The 20325-nt window shown below is 62.9% G+C and carries 13 protein-coding genes; 7 read left to right on the top strand and 6 right to left on the bottom strand.

The genetic code is table 11. From position 1 onward, the window contains the following. The first annotated feature begins 57 nt into the window (after positions 1-57). Both M8Q45_RS04760 and M8Q45_RS04755 read left to right on the top strand, forming a co-directional pair. A complete protein-coding gene (locus M8Q45_RS04760) occupies positions 58-369 on the top strand; it encodes an Mpo1-like protein (protein ID WP_249873772.1) in 312 nt (103 codons plus the stop codon). Between the two features lie 11 nt (positions 370-380). Beyond that, positions 381-971 carry an HD domain-containing protein gene (locus M8Q45_RS04755; RefSeq protein WP_249873771.1) on the top strand — a complete coding sequence of 197 codons (591 nt, stop codon included), beginning with the start codon at positions 381-383 and terminating at the stop codon, positions 969-971. 128 nt (positions 972-1099) lie between these two features. Here M8Q45_RS04755 and M8Q45_RS04750 read toward each other — a convergent pair whose 3' ends face one another. Then, the gene (locus M8Q45_RS04750) at positions 1100-1915 is read right to left on the bottom strand and encodes a UDP-2,3-diacylglucosamine diphosphatase (protein ID WP_249873770.1); all 816 of its coding nucleotides are present in this window, start codon (positions 1913-1915) and stop codon (positions 1100-1102) included. A gap of 135 nt (positions 1916-2050) precedes the next feature. On the opposite strand from M8Q45_RS04750, the gene M8Q45_RS04745 reads away from it, so the two are divergent. Both M8Q45_RS04745 and M8Q45_RS04740 read left to right on the top strand, forming a co-directional pair. Next, the gene (locus tag M8Q45_RS04745; protein ID WP_249873769.1) at positions 2051-2800 is read left to right on the top strand and encodes a helix-turn-helix transcriptional regulator; all 750 of its coding nucleotides are present in this window, start codon (positions 2051-2053) and stop codon (positions 2798-2800) included. Positions 2801-2892: 92 nt separating this feature from the next. Beyond that, complete coding sequence (locus M8Q45_RS04740) at positions 2893-3783, top strand: DMT family transporter (RefSeq protein WP_249873768.1); 891 nt, start codon at positions 2893-2895, stop codon at positions 3781-3783. Positions 3784-3789: 6 nt separating this feature from the next. Here M8Q45_RS04740 and M8Q45_RS04735 read toward each other — a convergent pair whose 3' ends face one another. Beyond that, entirely contained in the window at positions 3790-4077 is a 288-nt protein-coding gene (locus tag M8Q45_RS04735; protein ID WP_030141128.1) for an Rdx family protein, read from the bottom strand. A 71-nt stretch (positions 4078-4148) separates the two neighbouring features. Here M8Q45_RS04735 and M8Q45_RS04730 point away from each other — a divergent pair, with 71 nt between their 5' ends. Then, the gene (locus M8Q45_RS04730; RefSeq protein WP_249873767.1) at positions 4149-6350 is read left to right on the top strand and encodes a patatin-like phospholipase family protein; all 2202 of its coding nucleotides are present in this window, start codon (positions 4149-4151) and stop codon (positions 6348-6350) included. A 136-nt stretch (positions 6351-6486) separates the two neighbouring features. On the opposite strand, the gene M8Q45_RS04725 is transcribed toward M8Q45_RS04730, so the two are convergent. The 3 genes from M8Q45_RS04725 to recQ all read right to left on the bottom strand — a co-directional run bounded on the left by M8Q45_RS04725 (position 6487) and on the right by recQ (position 11259). Next, positions 6487-8469 carry a FimV/HubP family polar landmark protein gene (locus M8Q45_RS04725; protein WP_249873766.1) on the bottom strand — a complete coding sequence of 661 codons (1983 nt, stop codon included), beginning with the start codon at positions 8467-8469 and terminating at the stop codon, positions 6487-6489. Positions 8470-8580: 111 nt separating this feature from the next. Beyond that, a complete protein-coding gene (locus tag M8Q45_RS04720; protein ID WP_030141131.1) occupies positions 8581-9015 on the bottom strand; it encodes a MarR family transcriptional regulator in 435 nt (144 codons plus the stop codon). Positions 9016-9132: 117 nt separating this feature from the next. Next, positions 9133-11259 (bottom strand): DNA helicase RecQ, encoded by a 2127-nt coding sequence (gene recQ / locus M8Q45_RS04715; RefSeq protein ID WP_249873765.1) that lies wholly within the window; start codon positions 11257-11259, stop codon positions 9133-9135. A 414-nt stretch (positions 11260-11673) separates the two neighbouring features. Between recQ and M8Q45_RS04710 the strand changes: the two genes are divergently transcribed. Both M8Q45_RS04710 and M8Q45_RS04705 read left to right on the top strand, forming a co-directional pair. Next, positions 11674-12261: a UPF0149 family protein gene (locus tag M8Q45_RS04710; RefSeq protein WP_249873764.1), complete on the top strand. Its 588-nt coding sequence runs from the start codon at positions 11674-11676 to the stop codon at positions 12259-12261. A gap of 8 nt (positions 12262-12269) precedes the next feature. After that, positions 12270-12665, top strand: coding sequence for a YbaN family protein (locus M8Q45_RS04705; protein ID WP_249873763.1), 396 nt, complete (start codon positions 12270-12272; stop codon positions 12663-12665). 485 nt (positions 12666-13150) lie between these two features. Here the strand turns inward: M8Q45_RS04705 and M8Q45_RS04700 are convergent, their stop codons facing one another. After that, on the bottom strand, positions 13151-20263 hold the full coding sequence (locus tag M8Q45_RS04700) for a retention module-containing protein (protein WP_249873762.1): 7113 nt from the start codon (positions 20261-20263) through the stop codon (positions 13151-13153). Positions 20264-20325 lie beyond the last annotated feature (62 nt).

Genomic DNA, 20325 nt, shown 5'->3' with positions numbered 1-20325 from the left:
CTCAGATCCGATGCCGCTGAAACATCGGTTCACAACAAAACCAAAGAGCCTGCAATCTTGGAAAACACCAAACGATTCAACACCTTCGCCGAGTTCTACCCGTATTACCTCAGCGAACATCGCAACAGCACCTGCCGACGCTTGCATTTCATCGGCACCTCGCTGGTCATCCTGGTTCTCGCCCTGGCCCTGGTCATCGGCGCCTGGTGGCTGTGGGTCGCCTTGCCAGTGGCCGGCTATGGTTTCGCCTGGGTCGGGCACTTTTTCTTCGAGAAAAACCGTCCTGCCACTTTCCAACATCCGTTCTACAGCCTGCTCGGTGACTTCGTCATGTACCGCGACATGCTGCTGGGCAAGGTGGCGTTCTAGGAGGATTGCCGGTGGACGCTCACGCACGTTTCACTCACATGCAGGACGGGACCCGGGAAGACTGGGCGATCATTGCGGAGGACTTCAGCGCCTACGCGCGGCAGTTGCCGGGGCGGGTTCTCGCCCATCTGAAATTGCTCGACGGCGATTTTGGCGGGTTCCCGGTGGATCGCCTGACCCACTCCCTGCAAACCGCCACCCGCGCCTGCCGCGACGGGCGGGACGAGGAGTACGTGGTCTGCGCCCTGCTCCACGACATCGGTGACACACTGGGCAGCTACAACCACCCGGACATCGCCGCGGCGATCCTCAAGCCGTTCGTCAGCGCCGAAAACCTGTGGATGGTGGAGAAACACGGGATTTTCCAGGGTTATTATTTTTTCCATCACCTGGGCATGGATCGGCACCTGCGCGAGCAGTTTTCCGAACATCCGCAGTACCAGGCGACCATTGATTTCTGCGCAAAATACGATGCCGCGGCGTTCGATCCCGAGTACGACACGCTGCCGCTGAGTTTCTTCGAGCCGATGCTGGAAAGGGTCTTTGCCGCGCCGAAGCAATCGATCTACAAGGCGGCGATGGCGGAGCAGCCGGCCCTGTAGAAGCTGCGGAGCTGCCGTAGGAGCTGCCGTAGGAGCTGCCGAGTGCAACGAGGCTGCGATCTTTTCCCTGACGCTTGAGTCTCAAGCGAAAGATCAAAAGATCGCAGCCTCGTTGCACTCGGCAGCTCCTACGCAGGTTCGGCGACTTTGAGTGTTTTCAATTGCGCCTCCCGCGCCTGGGCGTCCGCCAGACGATACAACTCGATCGTTCCGTCCCAATGCTCGATCAGCGCGGTGCAGGATTCGACCCAGTCGCCGCAGTTGAGGTATTCCACTTCGCCGACCTGACGGATCTCGGCATGGTGGATGTGCCCGCACACCACGCCATGCAGTTCTCGCTTCACACATTCATGGGCGATGGCTTCTTCAAAGTCGCTGATGAAACTGACGGCGGTCTTGACCTTGTGCTTGAGGTACGCCGACAGCGACCAATAGCCATAGCCATAACGGGCCCGCCAGTGATTGAGCCAGCGGTTCAGCGTCAGCGTGAATTCGTAGGCCGAATCCCCGAGGAACGCCAGCCAACGGTGATAACGGGTGATCACATCGAACTGATCGCCATGAATCACCAGCAGATGCCGGCCGTCGGCGGTCACATGCACCGCTTCGTCCACCAGTTGGATATTACCGAGGATCAGCTTCGAATAACGCCGCAGGAATTCGTCATGGTTGCCGGTGACATAGATCACCTCGGTGCCACGCTTGCTCATGGTCAGCAAGCGGCGAATGACGTTGGTGTGGGCCTGGGGCCAATACATGCCGCCACGCAGCTTCCAGCCGTCGATGATATCGCCCACCAGGTAGATCTTGTCGGCGTGGTAGCCCTTGAGAAAGTGCGACAGGTGCTCGGCCTGGCAATCCCGGGTGCCCAGGTGCACATCGGAAATCCACAGGGTGCGAACACGCTGCTTGCGGCTGGGTCTGGCGAGCTCGGCGCTGGTCATTGGGCAACCCTCTGATCGTTTTCACCACAGTGCACCCCAGCGGTTAATGCCCCATGACAACAATAAGTCGATTGCATGACAGCGCGAGGCGCCGCGCCCTCGGTGTAGACTGACCGCCAGCCACGGGAGACTGCGATGAGACCGATCCTCACGCTACGCCACTACAGCCACGACCTGATTGACCACAGCCACGACCACGCGCAACTGGTGTTTGGCTTGTCCGGCGCGCTGGACTTCGAAGTCGAAGGGCGTGGCAGCCAGGTGGTGCAGCAGAGTTTCGTGGTCGTGCCGGCGGGCGCCCATCATGCGTGCGGCAGCCCACAGGGCAGCCGCTGCCTGGTGCTGGACGTGCCGGACGATGAGTGGGTCGGGCAATGCCTGGGCGATCATGCCGACGCGAGCCGTCGCTTGCTCGACAGCAATACTCGCCTGCTCCTGGATGCAGGGCAAAGCCAGTTGGTCAGTTGGCTGGCCGGCAGCCCGGTGCACGACCCGGTGATCGCCCAGCAAGGCGCGGTATTGTTGCTCGCCAGCCTCAACGGCGGGCGCCAGGAAACCACCGGTGGCCGACGCCTGCCCTATGCCGCACTCAACGCCCATATCGATCAATATGCCGCCTACCCGCTGCAAGTCGCGGACCTGGCGCAGGTCGCCGGGCTTTCCAGTGCGCGCCTGCATGCCCGTTTCGTCGCCGAATGCGGGCAGACGCCGATGGAGTACATCCGCAGCCGCCGATTGCACAAGGCCGTGGCGTTGCTGCGTGACTCGCACCTGCCGATCGGCGAAATCGCCCAACGGGTTGGCTACAGTTCGCAGAGCGCCTTTGCCGCGGCCGTGTTGCGCGAATTCGGCGTCTCGCCGGGCAAGCTTCGGCGGCCACGCTAGTCTCGCGCTAAAAATCGCTAGGATCGCGACAGACAAAAACGGCTGGCGACGGGCTTAATAGCCAAACGTCCAACCGTTGAACAAGGATTGCAATGACACCCCGTACCGCCCTCGGCGCCCTGCACATCGGCGCACTCATGTTCGGCCTGACCGGCGTCTTCGGCAAACTCGCCGCTGCCTCGCCCGCCGTGATCGTGTTTGGCCGCGCGGTATTCGCCGTGCTGGCCCTGGCGGCGTTTGCCCGATTCGCCAGCCCTACCCGCTGGCAAAAACTCCAGGGCCGGGACCTGCGCCGGTTGCTGCTGGGCGGCCTCTTGCTGACCGGGCACTGGGTGAGTTTCTTCATTTCAGTGAAAGTCGCCGGCGTCGCGATCGCCACGCTGGGATTCGCCAGTTTCCCGGCCTTCACCGTACTGCTCGAAGGGTTGGTTTTCCGCGAACGAATCCGCGCCAACGAAATCCTCCTGGTGGTCCTGGTGAGCATCGGCCTGGTACTCGTCACGCCAACCTTCGACCTGGCCAGCGGCGCCACCACCGGCCTGCTCTGGGCGGTGGCCTCGGGGCTGTTGTTCTCACTGTTGTCGCTGACCAATCGCGCCGGCTCCGCCCGTGTACCACCGGTACAGGTCGCGCTGTGCCAGAACGTCGTGGTCGGCCTCTGCCTGTTGCCGATGGCTGCGCCGCAACTGAGCGACGTTCGCCCCCTCGACTGGTTGTGGATCGGCCTGCTGGGCGTGTTCTGCACCGGCCTGGCCCACAGCCTGTTCGTCGCCAGCCTGGCGGTGATCAAAGCCCGCACCGCCGCCGTGGTGTTCGCCATGGAGCCGGTCTACGGCATCACCATCGCCTGGCTGCTGTTCGATGAAAACCCGACGCTGCGCATGTTGCTCGGTGGCGTGCTGATCATCGTTGCGATCGTGGTGTCGAGCCAACTGGACGGCACGAAGCAATCCAGCGCCGGCGCCCAGGCACCGTCCCACTGATCCCGTTCATTGAATTCTGTCGTTGTGCCCCAGGTCGCGCGCCGGGTCGATCTGGTCACGGACCCGCTGCTTGAGCACCTTGGCTTCGGGGAATCCGCCGTCGGCCTTGCGCTCCCAGATCTGCGTGCCATCGCAGCCAATATGAAAAACCCCACCGGTGCCCGGCACCAGGGACACCTTGCCGAGGTCGTCGCCGAATGTGCTGAGCAGTTCCTGGGCCAGCCAGGCGGCTCGCAACAGCCATTGGCACTGGGTGCAGTAAGTGATGATGATTTCCGGTTTGTGTGCGCTCATTGCGGCTGAACTCCTGGTTCCAAAGGCGTCGTTATACTACTCGCCTTTGATCGCCCGCTCCGAGATCGACCATGCGCCGCCTGCTGCCTTGCCTGCTTCTTTTGCTATTGCCCTTGCTCGGCCATGCCAACGAGCCCGCCGTTGAGACACCGCGCCCGAAGATCGGCCTGGTACTGTCCGGTGGCGCGGCCCGTGGCCTGGCCCACATCGGCGTACTCAAGGCCCTGGAAGAACAAGGCATCAAGATCGATGCCATTGCCGGCACCAGCATGGGCGCAGTCATCGGCGGGCTCTATGCCTCGGGCTACAAGATCGATGAACTGGAGAAGCTCGCCCTGGACATCGATTGGCAGCAAGCCCTGTCCGATGCCCCGCCGCGCAAGGACGTGCCCTTTCGGCGCAAGCAGGACGACCGGGATTTCCTGGTAAAACAGAAACTGAGCTTTCGCGACGACGGCAGCCTCGGCCTGCCGCTGGGAGTGATCCAGGGACAGAATCTTGCCCTGCTCCTGGAAAGCCTGCTGGCCCACGCCAGTGACACCCGGGATTTCGACAAACTGCCGATCCCCTTCCGCGCCGTGGCAACCGACATCGCCACCGGCGAAAAAGTCGTGTTTCGCAAAGGCCATCTCCCCAAGGTCATCCGCGCCAGCATGTCGATCCCCGCCGTATTCGCCCCGGTGGAACTGGACGGTCGCCTGCTGGTGGACGGCGGCATGGCCGACAACATCCCCCTGGACGTGGCTCGGGAAATGGGCGTGGACGTGGCCATCGTAGTCGACATCGGCACACCGCTGCGCACCCGCAAGCAACTGGTCACAGTGCTGGATGTGCTGAACCAGTCGACGACACTCATGACACGACGCAACTCCGAAGAGCAGTTGGCCACGTTGGGAAAAGAAGACGTGTTGATCCAACCGGCCCTGGCAAGCTTCGGTTCCACCGACTTCGGTCGGGCGCAGGAAATTGTCGACGCCGGTTACCGCGCCACACGGATACTCGAAGCGCGCCTGGCGCACTTGCGGCCCGCCGAGCCGACCGACGCCGTGCTGATGGCGGCGCGTACACCCAGCGAGCGCACTCCGATCATCACCGCGATCCGGGTGGAAAACGATTCTAAAGTCGGCGATGACGTGATCCGCTATTACATTCGCCAACAGATCGGCGAACCGCTGGACTTGGGCCGCCTGCAGACCGACATGGGCACGCTGTACGGCCTGGATTACTTCGAGCAGGTGCAATACCGCGTCGTGCACAAAGGCGCGGACAACACGCTGGTGATCAATGCCCGAGGCAGACGCACCGGCACTGATTACTTGCGCGTGGGATTGAGCCTGTCGGACGACATGCGCGGTGACAGCGCGTTCAACCTCGGCGCCAGTTACCGGGTCAACGGGATCAATCGCCTGGGCGCCGAATGGCTGACCCGGGCGCAGATCGGCGACAAACAGGAGCTGTACAGCGAGTTCTATCAGCCGCTGGACGTCGGCTCACGCTACTTCATCGCGCCTTACGGGGAGTTCGAATCACGTAACGTCGAGTCGATCCTCGATAACGATCCGGTGGCCCAATATCGGGTCGAGCGCTATGGCTTCGGTCTGAACCTGGGTCGCCAGATCGGCAACAGCGGAGAGATCCGCTTCGGGGTTGGCCAGGCGTGGGGCAAGGCGGACGTGCGTATTGGCGATCACGACCAGCCCAGCGAAAACTTCAACGAAGGCTTCTACGAGCTCAAGTATTCGTTCGACTCCCTCGACAGCGTCTACTTCCCCCATGAAGGTGAAGACATCGGCCTGTCATGGCGCCAATACGAACCTGGCCTGGGGTCCGATCAACGCTATCGCCAGTGGGAATTCAAGCTGGACAAGGCCCTGAGCAGCGGCCCGGACACCTTCATCCTGGGCGGGCGCTACGGTCGAACGCTGGACACGGCCGAAGTCGTGACCTCCAGTTTCGTGCTCGGCGGCGCGCGGCAGTTGTCAGGTTTTCGCGAAGATGGGATATCCGGCCAGAACATGAGCCTGATGCGCGCCGTGTATTACCGCCGGCTCACGCCTCGGGCCTACCTGCCGTTGGACTTTCCGCTGTACATCGGCGGCTCGCTGGAGCGCGGCCGGGCGTGGAACAACGACAACGAGTTCGACAGTGGCTACATCAACGCCGCCAGTGTCTTCCTGGGTTTCGACACCCCGTTGGGGCCATTGAATTTCAGCTACGGCTTCAACGATGACGGTGAGCAGGCGGTGTACTTGAACCTGGGGCAGACGTTCTAAGCCCTGCACCTAGCCCTATGTGGGAGCGAGCCTGCTCGCGAAGGCAGAGTGTCAGTCGATGAATATTTTGAAGGTGATGGCCTCTTCGCGAGCAGGCTCGCTCCCACAGGGAATCTGCGTCAGCCTCGCAATCGCCTCAACGAATCCCGGCCAACAAGACCCGGGCGGTTTCCCTGAGCGGTTCATCGCCCTCTTGCAACAACTCTTCCAGCAAGGTGATGGCGCTCTTCAGGTCGCCTTCATCGATGCAATTCTGCGCTTCTTCCAGCTTTTCCGAATGCTCCGACGCCTGCAGCTCGAAGGAGACAGGTTCGAGGGACAGCGACTCGAACTCAGGCTCAACGGACAGCGGTTCCAGTTCCAGCGCCTGCTCTTCGTCGGCAAACCCATCGAGGAAATCATCATCCAGCGACTCGGTTTCCAACGGTGCGCCCCATTGCAGGTCCGGTTCGTCGAAGCCTGATAGCGCCAGCGTGTCGGCACGGGTAGACGGCGGCGTTCCGGGTGCAGGAGCCGCCGACGGATCATCGGCCAGGTCCCAACTGTTCTCCAGGGAGAGCCCGTCCAGGTTCAACTCGAACTCATCACTGGGCGCGGCAACAGGTTCGGGGGCGAGCATTGGAACCGGGGGCTCCGGGGGCTCCGGGGGGGTCTCCATCGGGGCGTTAACCATGGCGATCTTGGGGTAGCGCTTGCGCGTTTCCTCCAGCGTCTGGTGATCGACGCCTTGGGCCAAGAGGTGGTTCTCCTGGGCCTGGAAGCCGATGACATCGCCCTGCTTGCCGAGCACATCCAACAACTTGAGCCCCAGGTCGGTACGCTCCGGCTCGGCCAGCAATGCCGCGCGCAGCAGGCCGGCAGCTTCGGTGAAACGACCATAGGTCAGGTAGATTCCCACGCCTTCGAGCACGTCTCCCAGAGGAGCATCACCGTTGTTGAACGACGCGGCGCCTTCGGGGGGCTCGACGTCGGCGCTCTCCATATAGGTGTCGGTGTTGTCGTCCAGGGCCAGGTCGGGACGGGCGGCCAATGGCACCGGGTCCGCCGTCTCCTGCTGTTGCCGATGACGCAGGAACAGCAAAAGCGCCAGCAACCCGAGCATTCCCGCCAATCCACCCACCCACAGCCAGTCGATGCCTTCGGTTTCCGCCACTGGCGCCGCCTCGACTGTCGGTGCGGGCTCGGTGGGTTCGGTGGATTCGGCAGGTTCAGGGGCAAGTTCCGAGGTCATCGCAGGTGGCGAGGCCTGGGTCAGTTGCGCTTGAAGCTCGCTGATCTGCTGGCGTTGCCCAGCGATTTCCTGATCCTGGGCCTGGATCCGAGCCTGCAATTGTTCGATGGTCTGCTGTTGCTGCTGGCTTTGCAGCACGCTGGCGGCCAATTGCTCGGTATTGCTGTCGACCGCGGCAGGAGCCGGGGTGGCAGGTTTTTGGGCAGGCGCTGGCAAGATGGCCGAATCAGGCAGCAACAAGCGCTGGCCGATGGAAAGTCGTTCGCTGCCAGGGTTCAGCGCCTGAATCCCCTGCATCAATTCATTGACCGACGCATTGCTGCCCGCATCATGCAGACGCTTGGCGATCACCCAGGGATTGTCGCCCTGCACGACGGTGTAGCGCTTGCCCTGTGTCGCCGGGGGCGGCTTGATGGCGGGTGTCGCCTCGGCCGAGCTGGAGGGTTCGTCGACGGTCGGCACCAGGCCTGGCGTACCGGGCGGATCGATCAGCACGGTGTATTCGCGCAACAGGCGCCCGTTGGGCTGGTTGAGCTGTACGAGGAAGTTGAGAAACGGTTCCTCCACCGGTTTGCTGGAAGTCACCCGGATGAAACTGCGTCCGCCCCGCAGCACGGGGGTGAAGCGCAGGTTGTTGAGAAAAAAAACGCGCTCCACCCCGGCACGGCTGAAGTCGTCCGGACTCGCCAGGCTGGCGGAAAGATCACCCTCGCTGAGTCCCGCCGCATCAACCAGGGCGATATCGGCGCGCAACGGTTGGTTCAAGGCGGAATGAAGCGTGATTTCCCCGAGCCCCAGCGCCGACGCCAAGGCTGGAAACCCCAGGGCACCCACGACGACCGACACGTTGATCCAACTGCGCAACGTGGACTGCAAACTTTCAAGCATGGGTATCCCTTTGATCAACGACCTGTGCGAAACGCTTCCAATACGATCGCTTAGTACTGGTTATAGTTCGCTAACCGCCGAATCTCAAAAGTCTGGCGTCAGGGATATGCCTCAGGATCTTTCCAGGTTGGCCAGGATCGTGCCGTGGACCCGCATGCAAACGCGCATATCCGCTTCGTCGACGCCTTCGAACAATTCCCGGCGCAACTGCGTGGCAATGGTTTCGATTTGTTCGATCAGCGGCAATGCCGGCGCGCACAGTACGATCTTCTTGGCGCGCCGGTCCTCGGCCACGGCCTGGCGTTGAACCAGGCCCTGGGTTTCCAGGCTGTCGAGCAAACGGGCCAGGGTCGGGCCTTCGACCGCAACGCTCTGGGCCAGCTCCCGTTGGGTCGGGGCCTGTTCGAAACGGGCCAGGTGCAGCAGCACCAGCCAACGCGCCTGGGACAGGCCCAGCCCGGCGAGGCGACGGTCCAGCTCAGCGCGCCAGCCACGGGACATCTGCGCCAGTTGCATGCCAAAACGGTGTTGATCGGTCAAAGGCATAAAAAACTCATCAGATCTGAAATAGAGAAAAACTAATTATTAGTCAGCTAAGCATGACCTTCGGATTCAAGCAAGGCTCGCGCTGTAGTGAATCGTTAAAGGAGCGTAACTATTTGATCAGACTTCAAATTCCGATTGCAGTGCGGCCCTGACGCAATACAGGACCCCTTCCGGAACCCGCCCTGCGAACAACGCGGCGACTTCCGATACGGGAGGCAGCTCGCCTTCCCCATCGAGAAACGCATCCTGGACCTCGCCCATCAGTTCTTCAGGCAGGTCCAGCGCTTGCTCCAACGAAAGCTGTTGTTGACCAATGGCCTCGGCCAGCATCGTGTAGACGTTCTTTTCCGAGCACTGCAATTGACTGGCAATCTGCAGCGGGGTCATGCCGGCCCGCGCCAGGGTGATGAGTTCATGGCGAACATCGGCCACCGCCGGCGGGGTCTCGGCTTCGCCGCCCAGCACCTGGAGGAAGGCCTCGCCATAACGCTCCAGCTTGCGCGCACCGACGCCGCTGACCCGGGCCATCTCCGCCAGGGAGGTCGGTTGGCTGCGGAGCATTTCCAGCAAAGTGGAATCGGGAAAGATGACGTACGGCGGCACGCCGTGTTCCTCGGCCAGCTTGCGGCGCAGGGCGCGCAACGCTTCCCACTGATCGCGCTCTTCGCCGCGCACCAGTTGGCTGGCCTGGCTCTTGCTGCTCTTGACCGCGGTCGCCGGCTTGAGGTCGCGGCGCAGCTCCAGGGTGACTTCGCCCTTGAGCAAGGGCCGGCACGTCGCACTCAGGCGCAGGCCGCCGTAGCCTTCGAGGTCGATGTCCGCCAGGCCGCGCGCCACCAACTGCCGGAACAACGAGCGCCATTCGCTCTCGCTGCGGGCCTTGCCCACGCCAAACACAGACAGGTGCTGGTGGCCGAAGCTGCGGACTTTCTCGTTGTCCTTGCCCAGCAACACATCCACCAGATGCCCGACGCCGTAGCGCTGGCCCGTGCGATAAATCGCCGACAACGCCTGGCGGGCCGGCTCCGTGGCGTCCCAGGTTTCCACGCCATCGACGCAATTGTCGCAATGGCCGCAGGGCTGGGGCATGTCTTCGTCGAAATAGGCCAGCAAGGTCTGGCGACGGCAGCGGGTCTCTTCGCACAGCGACAGCATGGCGTCGAGCTTGTGCTGCTCCAGGCGCTTGTGCCGCTCATCGCCCTCGGAGTTCTGCAACATCTGCTTGAGCATCACCACGTCTTGCAGGCCGTAGGCCATCCAGGCATCGGCAGGCAAGCCGTCACGACCGGCACGCCCGGTTTCCTGGTAATAGGCTTCCAGGGACTTGGGCAAGTCCAAGTGGGCGACAAAGCGCACGTTGGGCTTGTCGATACCCATGCCGAACGCCACGGTGGCGACCATGATCAGGCCTTCCTCATTGAGGAAGCGCTTCTGGTGATAGGCCCGCAAATCGTTGGGCAGGCCCGCGTGGTAAGGCAATGCAGGAAACCCCTGTTCGCTGAGGAACGCCGCCACTTCCTCGACTTTCTTGCGCGACAGGCAATAGACAATGCCCGCGTCGCTGCGGCGCTCGGCAAGGAACGCCAGCAACTGCTTGCGCGGTTGCTCCTTGGGCACGATGCGGTAGAAAATGTTCGGACGGTCAAAACTGGAAAGGAACCGCTCGGCGTCCTGCAGGTGCAGTCGATCGACGATTTCTTCGCGGGTACGCTTGTCGGCCGTGGCGGTCAGGGCGATACGCGGGACGTCGGGGAACAATTCGGCCAACTGCCCCAATTGCAGGTATTCACGACGGAAATCATGGCCCCATTGGGACACGCAGTGGGCTTCGTCGATGGCAAACAGGGCGATTTCCAGGCTCTGCAAAAACGCCAGCATGCGTGGCTGCACGAGGCGTTCCGGCGCCAGGTAAAGCATCTTCACCTCGCCACGCTTGATCCTCGCGGCCAGGTCCCGTTGCTGCTCGGCGCTCAAGGTGGAGTTCAGCGCCGCAGCGGCGACCCCGAGTTCTTCAAGGGTGGCGACCTGGTCGTCCATCAAGGCGATCAGCGGCGAAACCACCACCGCCAGGCCGTTGCGCAACAGGGCCGGCACCTGGAAGCACAGCGACTTGCCGCCGCCGGTGGGCATGAGCACCAGGGCATCGCCACCGCTGGCCACGCGCTCAATAATGGCACCCTGGCGGCCACGGAAACTGTCGTAGCCGAAGATGTCCTTGAGAACGCGTTGAGCCTGTTCGAGCATAGAAACTCCAAAATCACCGAAACATCCCTGCAAGGCTGGTTCAGAATCACAAACGTTGCACCGGCAAATCGTAAGTGCGCGTTTCCAACCGACCGCAGGGCATCACAAAACGCGGCAGTATACCCGAGGGCTTCGTTGCGAAGGGGGCTGCTGACGGGAGGTGAGCAATCAGGCGACTGCACGCCATGGGATGTAGAGCTGCCGAGTGCAACGAGGCTGCGATCTTTCCCCAGCCAATTGCATCCAAAGCGAACGACCAACAGATAAGATCAAAAGATCGCAGCCTTCGGCAGCTCCTACAGGTATCACGACCCGTCCGTGCACCCAAGTCGAGGCAAATCCACCACGCGGCTGGCCTGCCCGCTCAAGAAGGCCTAGAATTCCCGCATTGTTTATTCCCCAAGGTAGCCCGTAATGTCCTTCGCTGAGCAACTGACCCGCCTGCAAGTCTTCCTCGACGCCGATGAGCTGCACGACGAGGCGCTGGATTACGTGGCCGCTCATGGCTATCTGACCGCCCTGTCCATCTGCTCCGAGCCAGTGCCGGACCGTGAGTGGATCGACGCCCTGTTCGCCGAAGAGCCACATTACAGCGACGAAGCCCAGCGCGCTGAAATCGAAGCCACGCTGGTTGGCCTCAAGGCCCACATCGCCCGCCAACTGGCTTCCGACGAAGAATTCGAATTGCCGTGCGAGCTGGACCTGGGCGACGACCCGGACGACTCGGAACTGCGCGGCTGGTGCATCGGCTTCATGGAAGGCGTGTTCCTGCGCGAAGCCGCCTGGTTCGAGACCGCGGAAGAAGAAGTCAGCGAAATGCTGTTGCCGATCATGGTCGGTTCGGGCCTGTTCGACGAGCAACCGGAGTTTTCGGACATCGCCGCCGACGCGAACCTGATGGACGACATGATCGTGCAGATCCCCGAAGCGCTGACCGCCCTGTATCTGCTGTGCAACGCCCCGGACGAGAAACCGGCGATCCTCAAGCCTCGCCACCACTGAGTGACCGGGTGCCCTCGCCAATCGGCAAGCGCCCGCTGATCCTGCGTTACGCTCTGCTGGCCATCGGCTGGCTGAGCGTAGTGCTGGGGGTCATCGGCATCTTCGTTCCCGTCCTTCCCACCACGCCCTTCCTGCTCCTGGCCGCCGCGTGCTTCGCCCGCAGCTCGCCGCGCTTCTACCAATGGCTGGTCGAACACCCCCGCCTCGGCCCGTGGATCAAAGACTACCTCAGCGGCAACGGCATTCCCCTCAAGGGCAAGGTCTACGCCATCGGTTTGATGTGGGCCAGCATCCTGTTTTCCTGCTATCTGGTGCCACTGCCGTGGGCGCGGGGGTTCATGCTGACCAGCGCGGTGCTGGTGACGGTCTATATCCTCAGGCAGAAAACCCTGCGCAAGCCTTGACCGGCGTCTCGCCGCGCTCCCGCCCCGCTCAACCGCTGGTCCAAAACCTGTCAGCACCTGTCAAACCTGACAGTAGCCAGCCCGGCGTCGCCAAGGTCCAATGTCTTCATTCCGTCATGTTTTACCCCAGAGAGCCGTCTTCGCGAGGAGCGTGGTCATGCCAGGCCCATCAATTCCTTTTATACCCTTCGCCTCTCCAGACAATCGGGCAACGCTTTACGAGCTTCGCGAATCCGAGCGACTGCCGGTCATGACCGATACCCTGCGCGCCACCCTACCCTGTCCGAAACTCGCGGAAGCCGACCCTGCAGATGTGCTCGACCCTGCCGTGCCTGTTCCCATGGGGAGCGAGCCTGCTTGCGAAAACGTCGGCACACACGACATTACAGTCGACTGCCCCACCGCTATCGCGAGCAGGCTCGCTCCACAGCGGATACAGCAGACAAAACCCGGCACATCACCGGGTTTTGTCATTTCAGCTCACCTCACACCGTGTCCACCTTCAGCGAATGATCATTGAGCATCCCATTGATGATCGTCGCAGTGTCCGCACCACCGATCATTCCCCCCGACCCCGGCGTAACACCGTAATGGCTGGCAAGATCGACGCCGGCCAGGTCAATGGTCTGGTTCGGCGTGGCGCCGGCGGTGCTGCTGACGTCGATGCTGGTAATGACCGATGCGCCGGTGCCGGTGACAGTGAAGTGCAGGTAATCGTCCAGGGACGCTGCGCTGCCGTTTTCGCCCAGTAGCAGTTGGGACAGGTCGAGTTTGTCGAGGCCCGGGGTGAAGTCGGTAATGACGTCGTGGCCGCTGTTGCCCGCCTGCCACTGGAAGGTGTCGGCGCCGCTGCCGCCAGTGAGGATGTTGTTTCCGAGGCCGCCGATCAGGATGTCATCGCCGCCACCGCCATTGAGCACGTCATGGCCAAGCCCGCCATCGATGCGATTGCCCGCGCTGTTGCCGGTCAGATTGTCGTTGAAGTTCGAGCCGACGAGGTTTTCGATGCTGGCCAGGGTATCCGTCCCGGCCCCCAGGGTATTTTGCGCGGCCAGCAAGCCGAGGTTCACGGTTACGCCTGCGCTGGCATGGGCGTAGCTGGCAGTGTCGTTGCCGGTGCCACCGTCGAGCAGGTCATTGCCGCTGCCGCTGTAGAGCACGTCATTGCCCGCCTCGCCATGCAAGGCATTGTTGCCCGTCCCCGCGCTGAGGATGTCATTGCCATCGCCGGCGTTGAGCACGTTGTCGCCGTTGCCGGCCAGCAACACATCGTCCGCCGCCGTCCCTGCCAGGGTGTGGCCCGCCTGATAGCTGATGTCGACCGCAGCACTGTCGCTGCCGCCGTGGTTGTCGCTGGCGGTGTAGGTGCCGTGATAATCCGTCGTGCTGTCCTGGGCGCCGGCGTAATTGACCGTCATGGTCAGTTGATAGCTTTCCGAGCCATTGACGTTACCGTTGCCAGGGTTGGGGATGTTGGTGATGTGGATCTGATAGTTGCCATCCGCCGCGGCAGTGAACGAGGCGCCGTCGTTGATGGCGACGAAAGGCCCGCCGTTCAGGGAATACTCCATGGCGACGCGACCGGTGGCGAGGTTGTGGTCCAAGGTCAGGGTTTCGCCTTGCTTGAGGCTGATGTTGAGCCGGTCTTCATCGTTGGTGTTGTTATTCGACACCGCCCCCAGCGCGCCACTGACCACCAGCATCGCCGTCATGCTCGCGGCGTTGGCGACGAAGGCACTGCGGTCGAGGTTGATCGATTGGACATTGTTGCCGGTAAAGCTGGCGGTGCCGGTAGTGCCGGTGAAGTCCCCACCCTTGGCGGCCCAGCCCGTATTGAAACCGGTGGGCGTAGCCGTGAGCGGATCGCCATTGGCGTCGCTGTCGTTGCCCAGCAGCAACTCCCCAGGCACCACGATATTGCCCGACAACACGTTGGTGATGATGTTGTCGGCGACCGCCACGGGCGCACTGTTGGGCACGACGTTGATCACCAGGCTGGAACCGGCCAGGTCGCCGTCGTTGTCGCTGACGGTGTAGCCGATGTGCTCGGTGATCAAGGCGCTGGTGGTGGTCTGCGAGGTGTAGCTGAACGCACCGGTGTCGAGATTCACCACCAGCGTGCCGTCATGGTCGGTGGCGATGCTCACGGTGTTGGTCGCGGTGTTGAACGTGCCGTGGTTCGCCCCGCCGCCGGCGGTCAGCGCACCTTGGCCGCCATTGGCGTCCGGGTTGTAGCTGTAGGTCGTGCCGTCCACCACCAGGCTTTTGATGAAACCTCCATCGGCGCCGAACGAACCACCCTCGCCCAACAGGTTGCCGGTGACGGGCACGCCTTGGACAGTGCCGGAAAGCACCGAGCTGAGCTGGTTGAGATCGGTCACTACGACCGCGTTGGTATTGGTGTGGCTACTGCCGTCGTAGGCCAGTGGGTCGAGATGGGCATTGCTGACGCCGCTGCCCAGGCCGATGGCGTAGTTCTTGATGCCGTTGGCGTCGAGGAAGGCTTTCCACGCCACCTCGTCCGCCGTGCCGATTTCGCCCAAGGTCGGCTTGCCGTCCGAGAAGAAATAGCCAACGTTCTGTGCGTCGGTCAGTTGGCCGGGAGTTGCGAACGCAGTCTGCGCCATCGCCACGGCCGCATCGTAATTGGTGTCTCCATGGGCGATCAGCGTGGAGATCAGCGTCTTGGCAGTCGCTACGTCCACCCAGACGGTGCTCTGGTCGGTGGCGCTGCCGCTGAAGGTCACGAGCTGGACTTTCACGTCGCCCATGTCGTCGTATTGGTCGAGCAAGGCGTTGATCGCCTGTTTGGCCAAGTCCATGCGCGACAGTCCCGGCACGCCTGAATCGTCTTTCATGCTGCCGGAGACGTCGAGCACGATCAGCAGGTTCGTATCGACTTCCATAGCAGTGACCGAGCGTTCGGACGCGATAGCCTTGGGCACGTCGTCAACGATGCTGACCACCAGGTTGCCGGTGGTGCTGTTGCCCAGGGCGTCGGTGGCCTGATACGTGAAGCTTTCATTCAGTACATTCGGGCCATCGTTGGCATGGGGCGAGGTTGTCGCCGGTGACGTCAGTGTGTAGGTGTAGGAACCGTCGGGGTTGAGCAACAACTGGCCGTGGGTGCCGGTGGCGTCGCCCAGCAGCGTGAACGTCACGGCGCCGGTGGCACCGCTGACCGAACCCACCAGGGTGCCGCTGGCGGTTTCGCCGGTGGAACCCGGCTCACTGCCCGTCGCGGTACCGGGGGCCAGGTCCTGGCCATCCTGTTTCAGGTCCAGGGCTTTTTCATAGACGGTGACGTCATGATCGGTTTCCGCGACCAGGCAACTGTTGTGCACATCGATGGTGACGGTCGTGGTGCTTTCATCACCGTCGGCGTCGCGCACGGTGTAGGTGAACACATCGGTGGCGCCCGCTTCGCCCACGGAGCCGGGGTTGCTGTGATAGACCGCGTTGCCATTGGCATCCAGGGTCAGGTAGCCATACGTGCCATTGATCTGTGTGTTCAAGCCGCCAGTGACCGGGTTGGACGTATCGCCGCCGGCCCGCACACCTACCACTGCGCCACCGTCGGCGCCAAGCACGTCGTTGTCCAACACATTGCCGCTGACCGTCCCACCCTCCACCACCGCAGCGCTATCGCAATGTGCCTGGGGCACGTCGTCGACGATGTTGATGACGATGGTGCTGGTGACGGTGTTGCCGAGTGAATCGGTGGCCTCATAGGTGAAACTTTCGCTCAGCACGTTCGGACCGTCGTTGGCGGCGGGCGAAGTGGAGGCTGGCGAGGTCAGGGTGTAGGTGTAGGAGCCATCGGGGTTGAGGAGCAGTTGACCGTAGGCACCCGTGGCATTGCCGACGAGGGCGAAGGTGACGGCGCCAATGGCGCCGGTGACCGCATCCACGAGGCTGCCCGTGGCGGTTTCGCCGGTGGCGCCCGGGTCGCTGCCGGTGACGGTGCCGGGGGCCAGGTCTTGGCCGTCCTGGTTCAGGTCGAGCGCGCTTTCATGCACGCTGATTTCATGATCCGGCGCAGCGACGAAACAACTGGCGTGCACATCGATGGTGATGGTCGTGGTGCTTTCATCGCCATCGGCGTCGCGCACGGTGTAGGTGAACACGTCGGTGGCGCCCGGTGCACTCACGGCGTTCGGATTGCTGTGATAGACCGCATTGCCGTTGGTGTCCAGCGTCAGGTAACCGTAGGCGCCGTTGATCTGCATGTCGAGGCCGCCGATGGCCGACGTGGATGTATCGCCGCCAGCACGAACGCCAACCACCGCGCCGCTCGCGGCGGGCCCGTCGGCACCGCCCTCGTCGTTGTTCAGCACGTTGCCACTGACGGTGCCGCCCTCGTCCACCGAGGCGAAGTCCGCGTGGGCCGTGGGCAAGTCATCAACGATATTCACGTCCAGATTGCCCGTGGCGGTGGTGCCGTTGTCGTCGGTGACCACCACCGGGAATTGCTCGCCCAAACTGTTGGCGCCGCTCGCGTTCGGATGGGCTTCGTTGTCGAGCAAGGTGTAGCTGTAGCTGACCACGCCCGTCGCGGCGTTGAAGCCGGTCACGGTCAAGGTGTTGCCCAGCGCCGTGGTGATCGATTGCGGGAAGCCGGCGGCCACGCCACCGCTGACCACGGTGATGCCGCCGACGCTGAGGGTTTGCACGCCGTCCAGCGCGGTCACGGTGAAGGTGCCGCTTTGCGTCAGTGCCGGAGCGTCCGGGCTGCTGCCGTCGCTGAGGTTTTTTTCCTGCACCGTCAGCTCGCCGCCTTCGGTGTCCAAGCCGCTGATGATCACTGGATCGTCGTTGTTGTGGACTTGCAGCACCAGGTTGGCAGTGCTGGTGTCGCCGTCGGCGTCGGTCAGGGTGTAGGCGAAGGTTTCGGTGCCGCTGCCGCCGCCGTGCAGGCCTTTGAAATCGGCGTCGGAGGTATTGAGCGTGTAGGTGTAGGAGCCGTCGGCGTTGAGCACCAGCGTGCCGTAGGTACCGGTGAAGGTGCCGGGGGTAATCGGGCCGGACGCCACGTGATCGGCGCCTTGGGTGTCGTTGGTCAGCACGCTGCCGGTCAGGGTCAGGTTGCTTTCCGAGGCGGTGCCGGCGTTGCTGTCGTCCACGGCCTTGGGCAGGTCATCGACGATGTTCACGTCCAGATTGCCCGTGGCGGTGGTGCCGTTGTCGTCGGTGACCACCACCGGGAATTGCTCGCCCAGGCTGTTGGCGCCGTTCGCGTTCGGATGGGCTTCGTTGTCGAGCAAGGTGTAGCTGTAGCTGACCACGCCCGTCGCGGCGTTGAAGCCGGTCACGGTCAAGGTGTTGCCCAGCGCCGTGGTGATCGATTGCGGGAAGCCCGCGGCCACGCCACCGCTGACCACGGTGATGCCGCCGACGCTGAGGGTTTGCACGCCGTCCAGCGCGGTCACGGTGAAGGTGCCGCTTTGCGTCAGTGCCGGAGCGTCCGGGCTGCTGCCGTCGCTGAGGTTTTTCTCCTGCACCGTCAGCTCGCCGCCTTCGGTGTCCAAGCCGCTGATGATCACTGGATCGTCGTTGTTGTGGACTTGCAGCACCAGGTTGGCAGTGCTGGTGTCGCCGTCGGCGTCGGTCAGGGTGTAGGCGAAGGTTTCCGTGCCGTTGCCGCCGCCGTGCAGGCCTTTGAAATCGGCGTCGGAGGTATTGAGCGTGTAGGTGTAGGAACCGTCGGCGTTGAGCACCAGCGTGCCGTAGGTACCGGTGAAGGTGCCGGGGGTAATCGGGCCGGACGCCACGTGATCGGCGCCTTGGGTGTCGTTGGTCAGCACGCTGCCGGTCAGGGTCAGGTTGCTTTCCGAGGCGGTGCCGGCGTTGCTGTCGTCCACGGCCTTGGGCAGGTCATCGACGATGTTCACGTCCAGATTGCCCGTGGCGGTGGTGCCGTTGTCGTCGGTGACCACCACCGGGAATTGCTCGCCCAAACTGTTGGCGCCGCTCGCGTTCGGATGGGCTTCGTTGTCGAGCAAGGTGTAGCTGTAGCTGACCACGCCCGTCGCGGCGTTGAAGCCGGTCACGGTCAAGGTGTTGCCCAGCGCCGTGGTGATCGATTGCGGGAAGCCGGCGGCCACGCCACCGCTGACCACGGTGATGCCGCCGACGCTGAGGGTTTGCACGCCGTCCAGCGCGGTCACGGTGAAGGTGCCGCTTTGCGTCAGTGCCGGAGCGTCCGGGCTGCTGCCGTCGCTGAGGTTTTTCTCCTGCACCGTCAGCTCGCCGCCTTCGGTGTCCAGGCCGGTGATGATCACTGGATCGTCGTTGTTGTGGACTTGCAGCACCAGGTTGGCAGTGCTGGTGTCGCCGTCGGCGTCGGTCAGGGTGTAGGCGAAGGTTTCGGTGCCGTTGCCGCCGCCGTGCAACGCGACGAACTGCGGATCGCTGGTGTCCAGCGTGTAGGTGTAGGTGCCGTTGGGATTGAGCACCAGGGTGCCATAGGTACCTGTGAAAGTGCCGCCAATGATCGGCCCGCTGTCGGGGCCGGTGGGAATTCGGTCAGCGCCCTGGTGGTCGTTGGGCAAGACATTGCCCGTGAGCGTGACAAGGGTTTCCGATGCCGTGCTGGCGTGGCTGTCGTCGATCGCCTGGGGCACGTCGTCGGTGATGTTGACGTCCAGGGTTCCGTTGGCGGTGTCGCCATCGGTGTCGACGGCCACCACTGGGAATTGCTCGCTGATGCTGTTGGCACCGCCACCCGCCGGATGGGTTTCGTTGTCGTTCAAGGTGTAGCTGTAGCTGACGACGCCCGTGGCCGGGTCATAGCCTGTGACGGTCAGGGTGTTGCCCAAGGGCGAGGTGACGGATTGTGGGAAACCTGCGGGCACGCCGCCGGTAATCACATTGATGCCACCGATGCTCAGGCTGCTCAGCCCGTCGGGCGCAGAAATCGTGAACGTACCGCTTTGCACCAGCGCGCCTGGATTGCTGGCGGTACCGTCGGCGAGGTTGGCTTCATTGGCGGTCAGTTCGCCGCCGTTCACGGTCAGGCCATCCAGGGTGACAGGGTTGTCCGGGGTCTCGGGCGTTACGGGGGGGACAGTGCCGTCGTCGTTATTATCCGGATCGGCCGCCAATTCCAGTTGGGGAAACTCCGGAATCCCGTTGAACCCCGCCGTGGGAAAGCCGATCTGCGGGTCGACTTCTCCACCCACCTCCTCCAACAGCACAAAGCTGTGACCGCCACCCAAGGCTCCCGCCGCGCTGGCGTTGCCGGGCCCCGCCGCGGTGGCTTCGCCCGCCTGGGTCGGGTCGGCGCCGGCGGCGATGGCTTGCTGCAGTTTTTGCACATCGGTCAGTTGCGCGTCGCTCGGCGCTGCGGTTTCAGGCGTGTCGACATGCGGCGCCTGGTTAGCCAGCAATTGCGGGGTCAGGGTCAGGTCGCTGCCGCGCCCCAACGTCAATTCATGGCCGTTCTGTAGATGCACGGCCACTGCACCATCGGCCCCGGTGACCAAGTGCTCGCCGGCATACAAACGATCGCCTTCGACCAATGGGCGTCGCACCCCACCAGCGGCCTCCGCGAAAACCTGCCCTACCACCTTGCTGACGGTACCGATGAGCGCTGCCATGTGCATTCCCTCTGTTTGCCAACCGTGGTCGGCACCTGTCTGGGTGAAGAAGTCATTTTCAA

The organism is Pseudomonas sp. T1.Ur, from assembly GCF_023516725.1.
Classification (GTDB): Bacteria; Pseudomonadota; Gammaproteobacteria; order Pseudomonadales; family Pseudomonadaceae; genus Aquipseudomonas; species Aquipseudomonas alvandae.
This window is presented reverse-complemented; position numbering and strand designations above follow the sequence as displayed.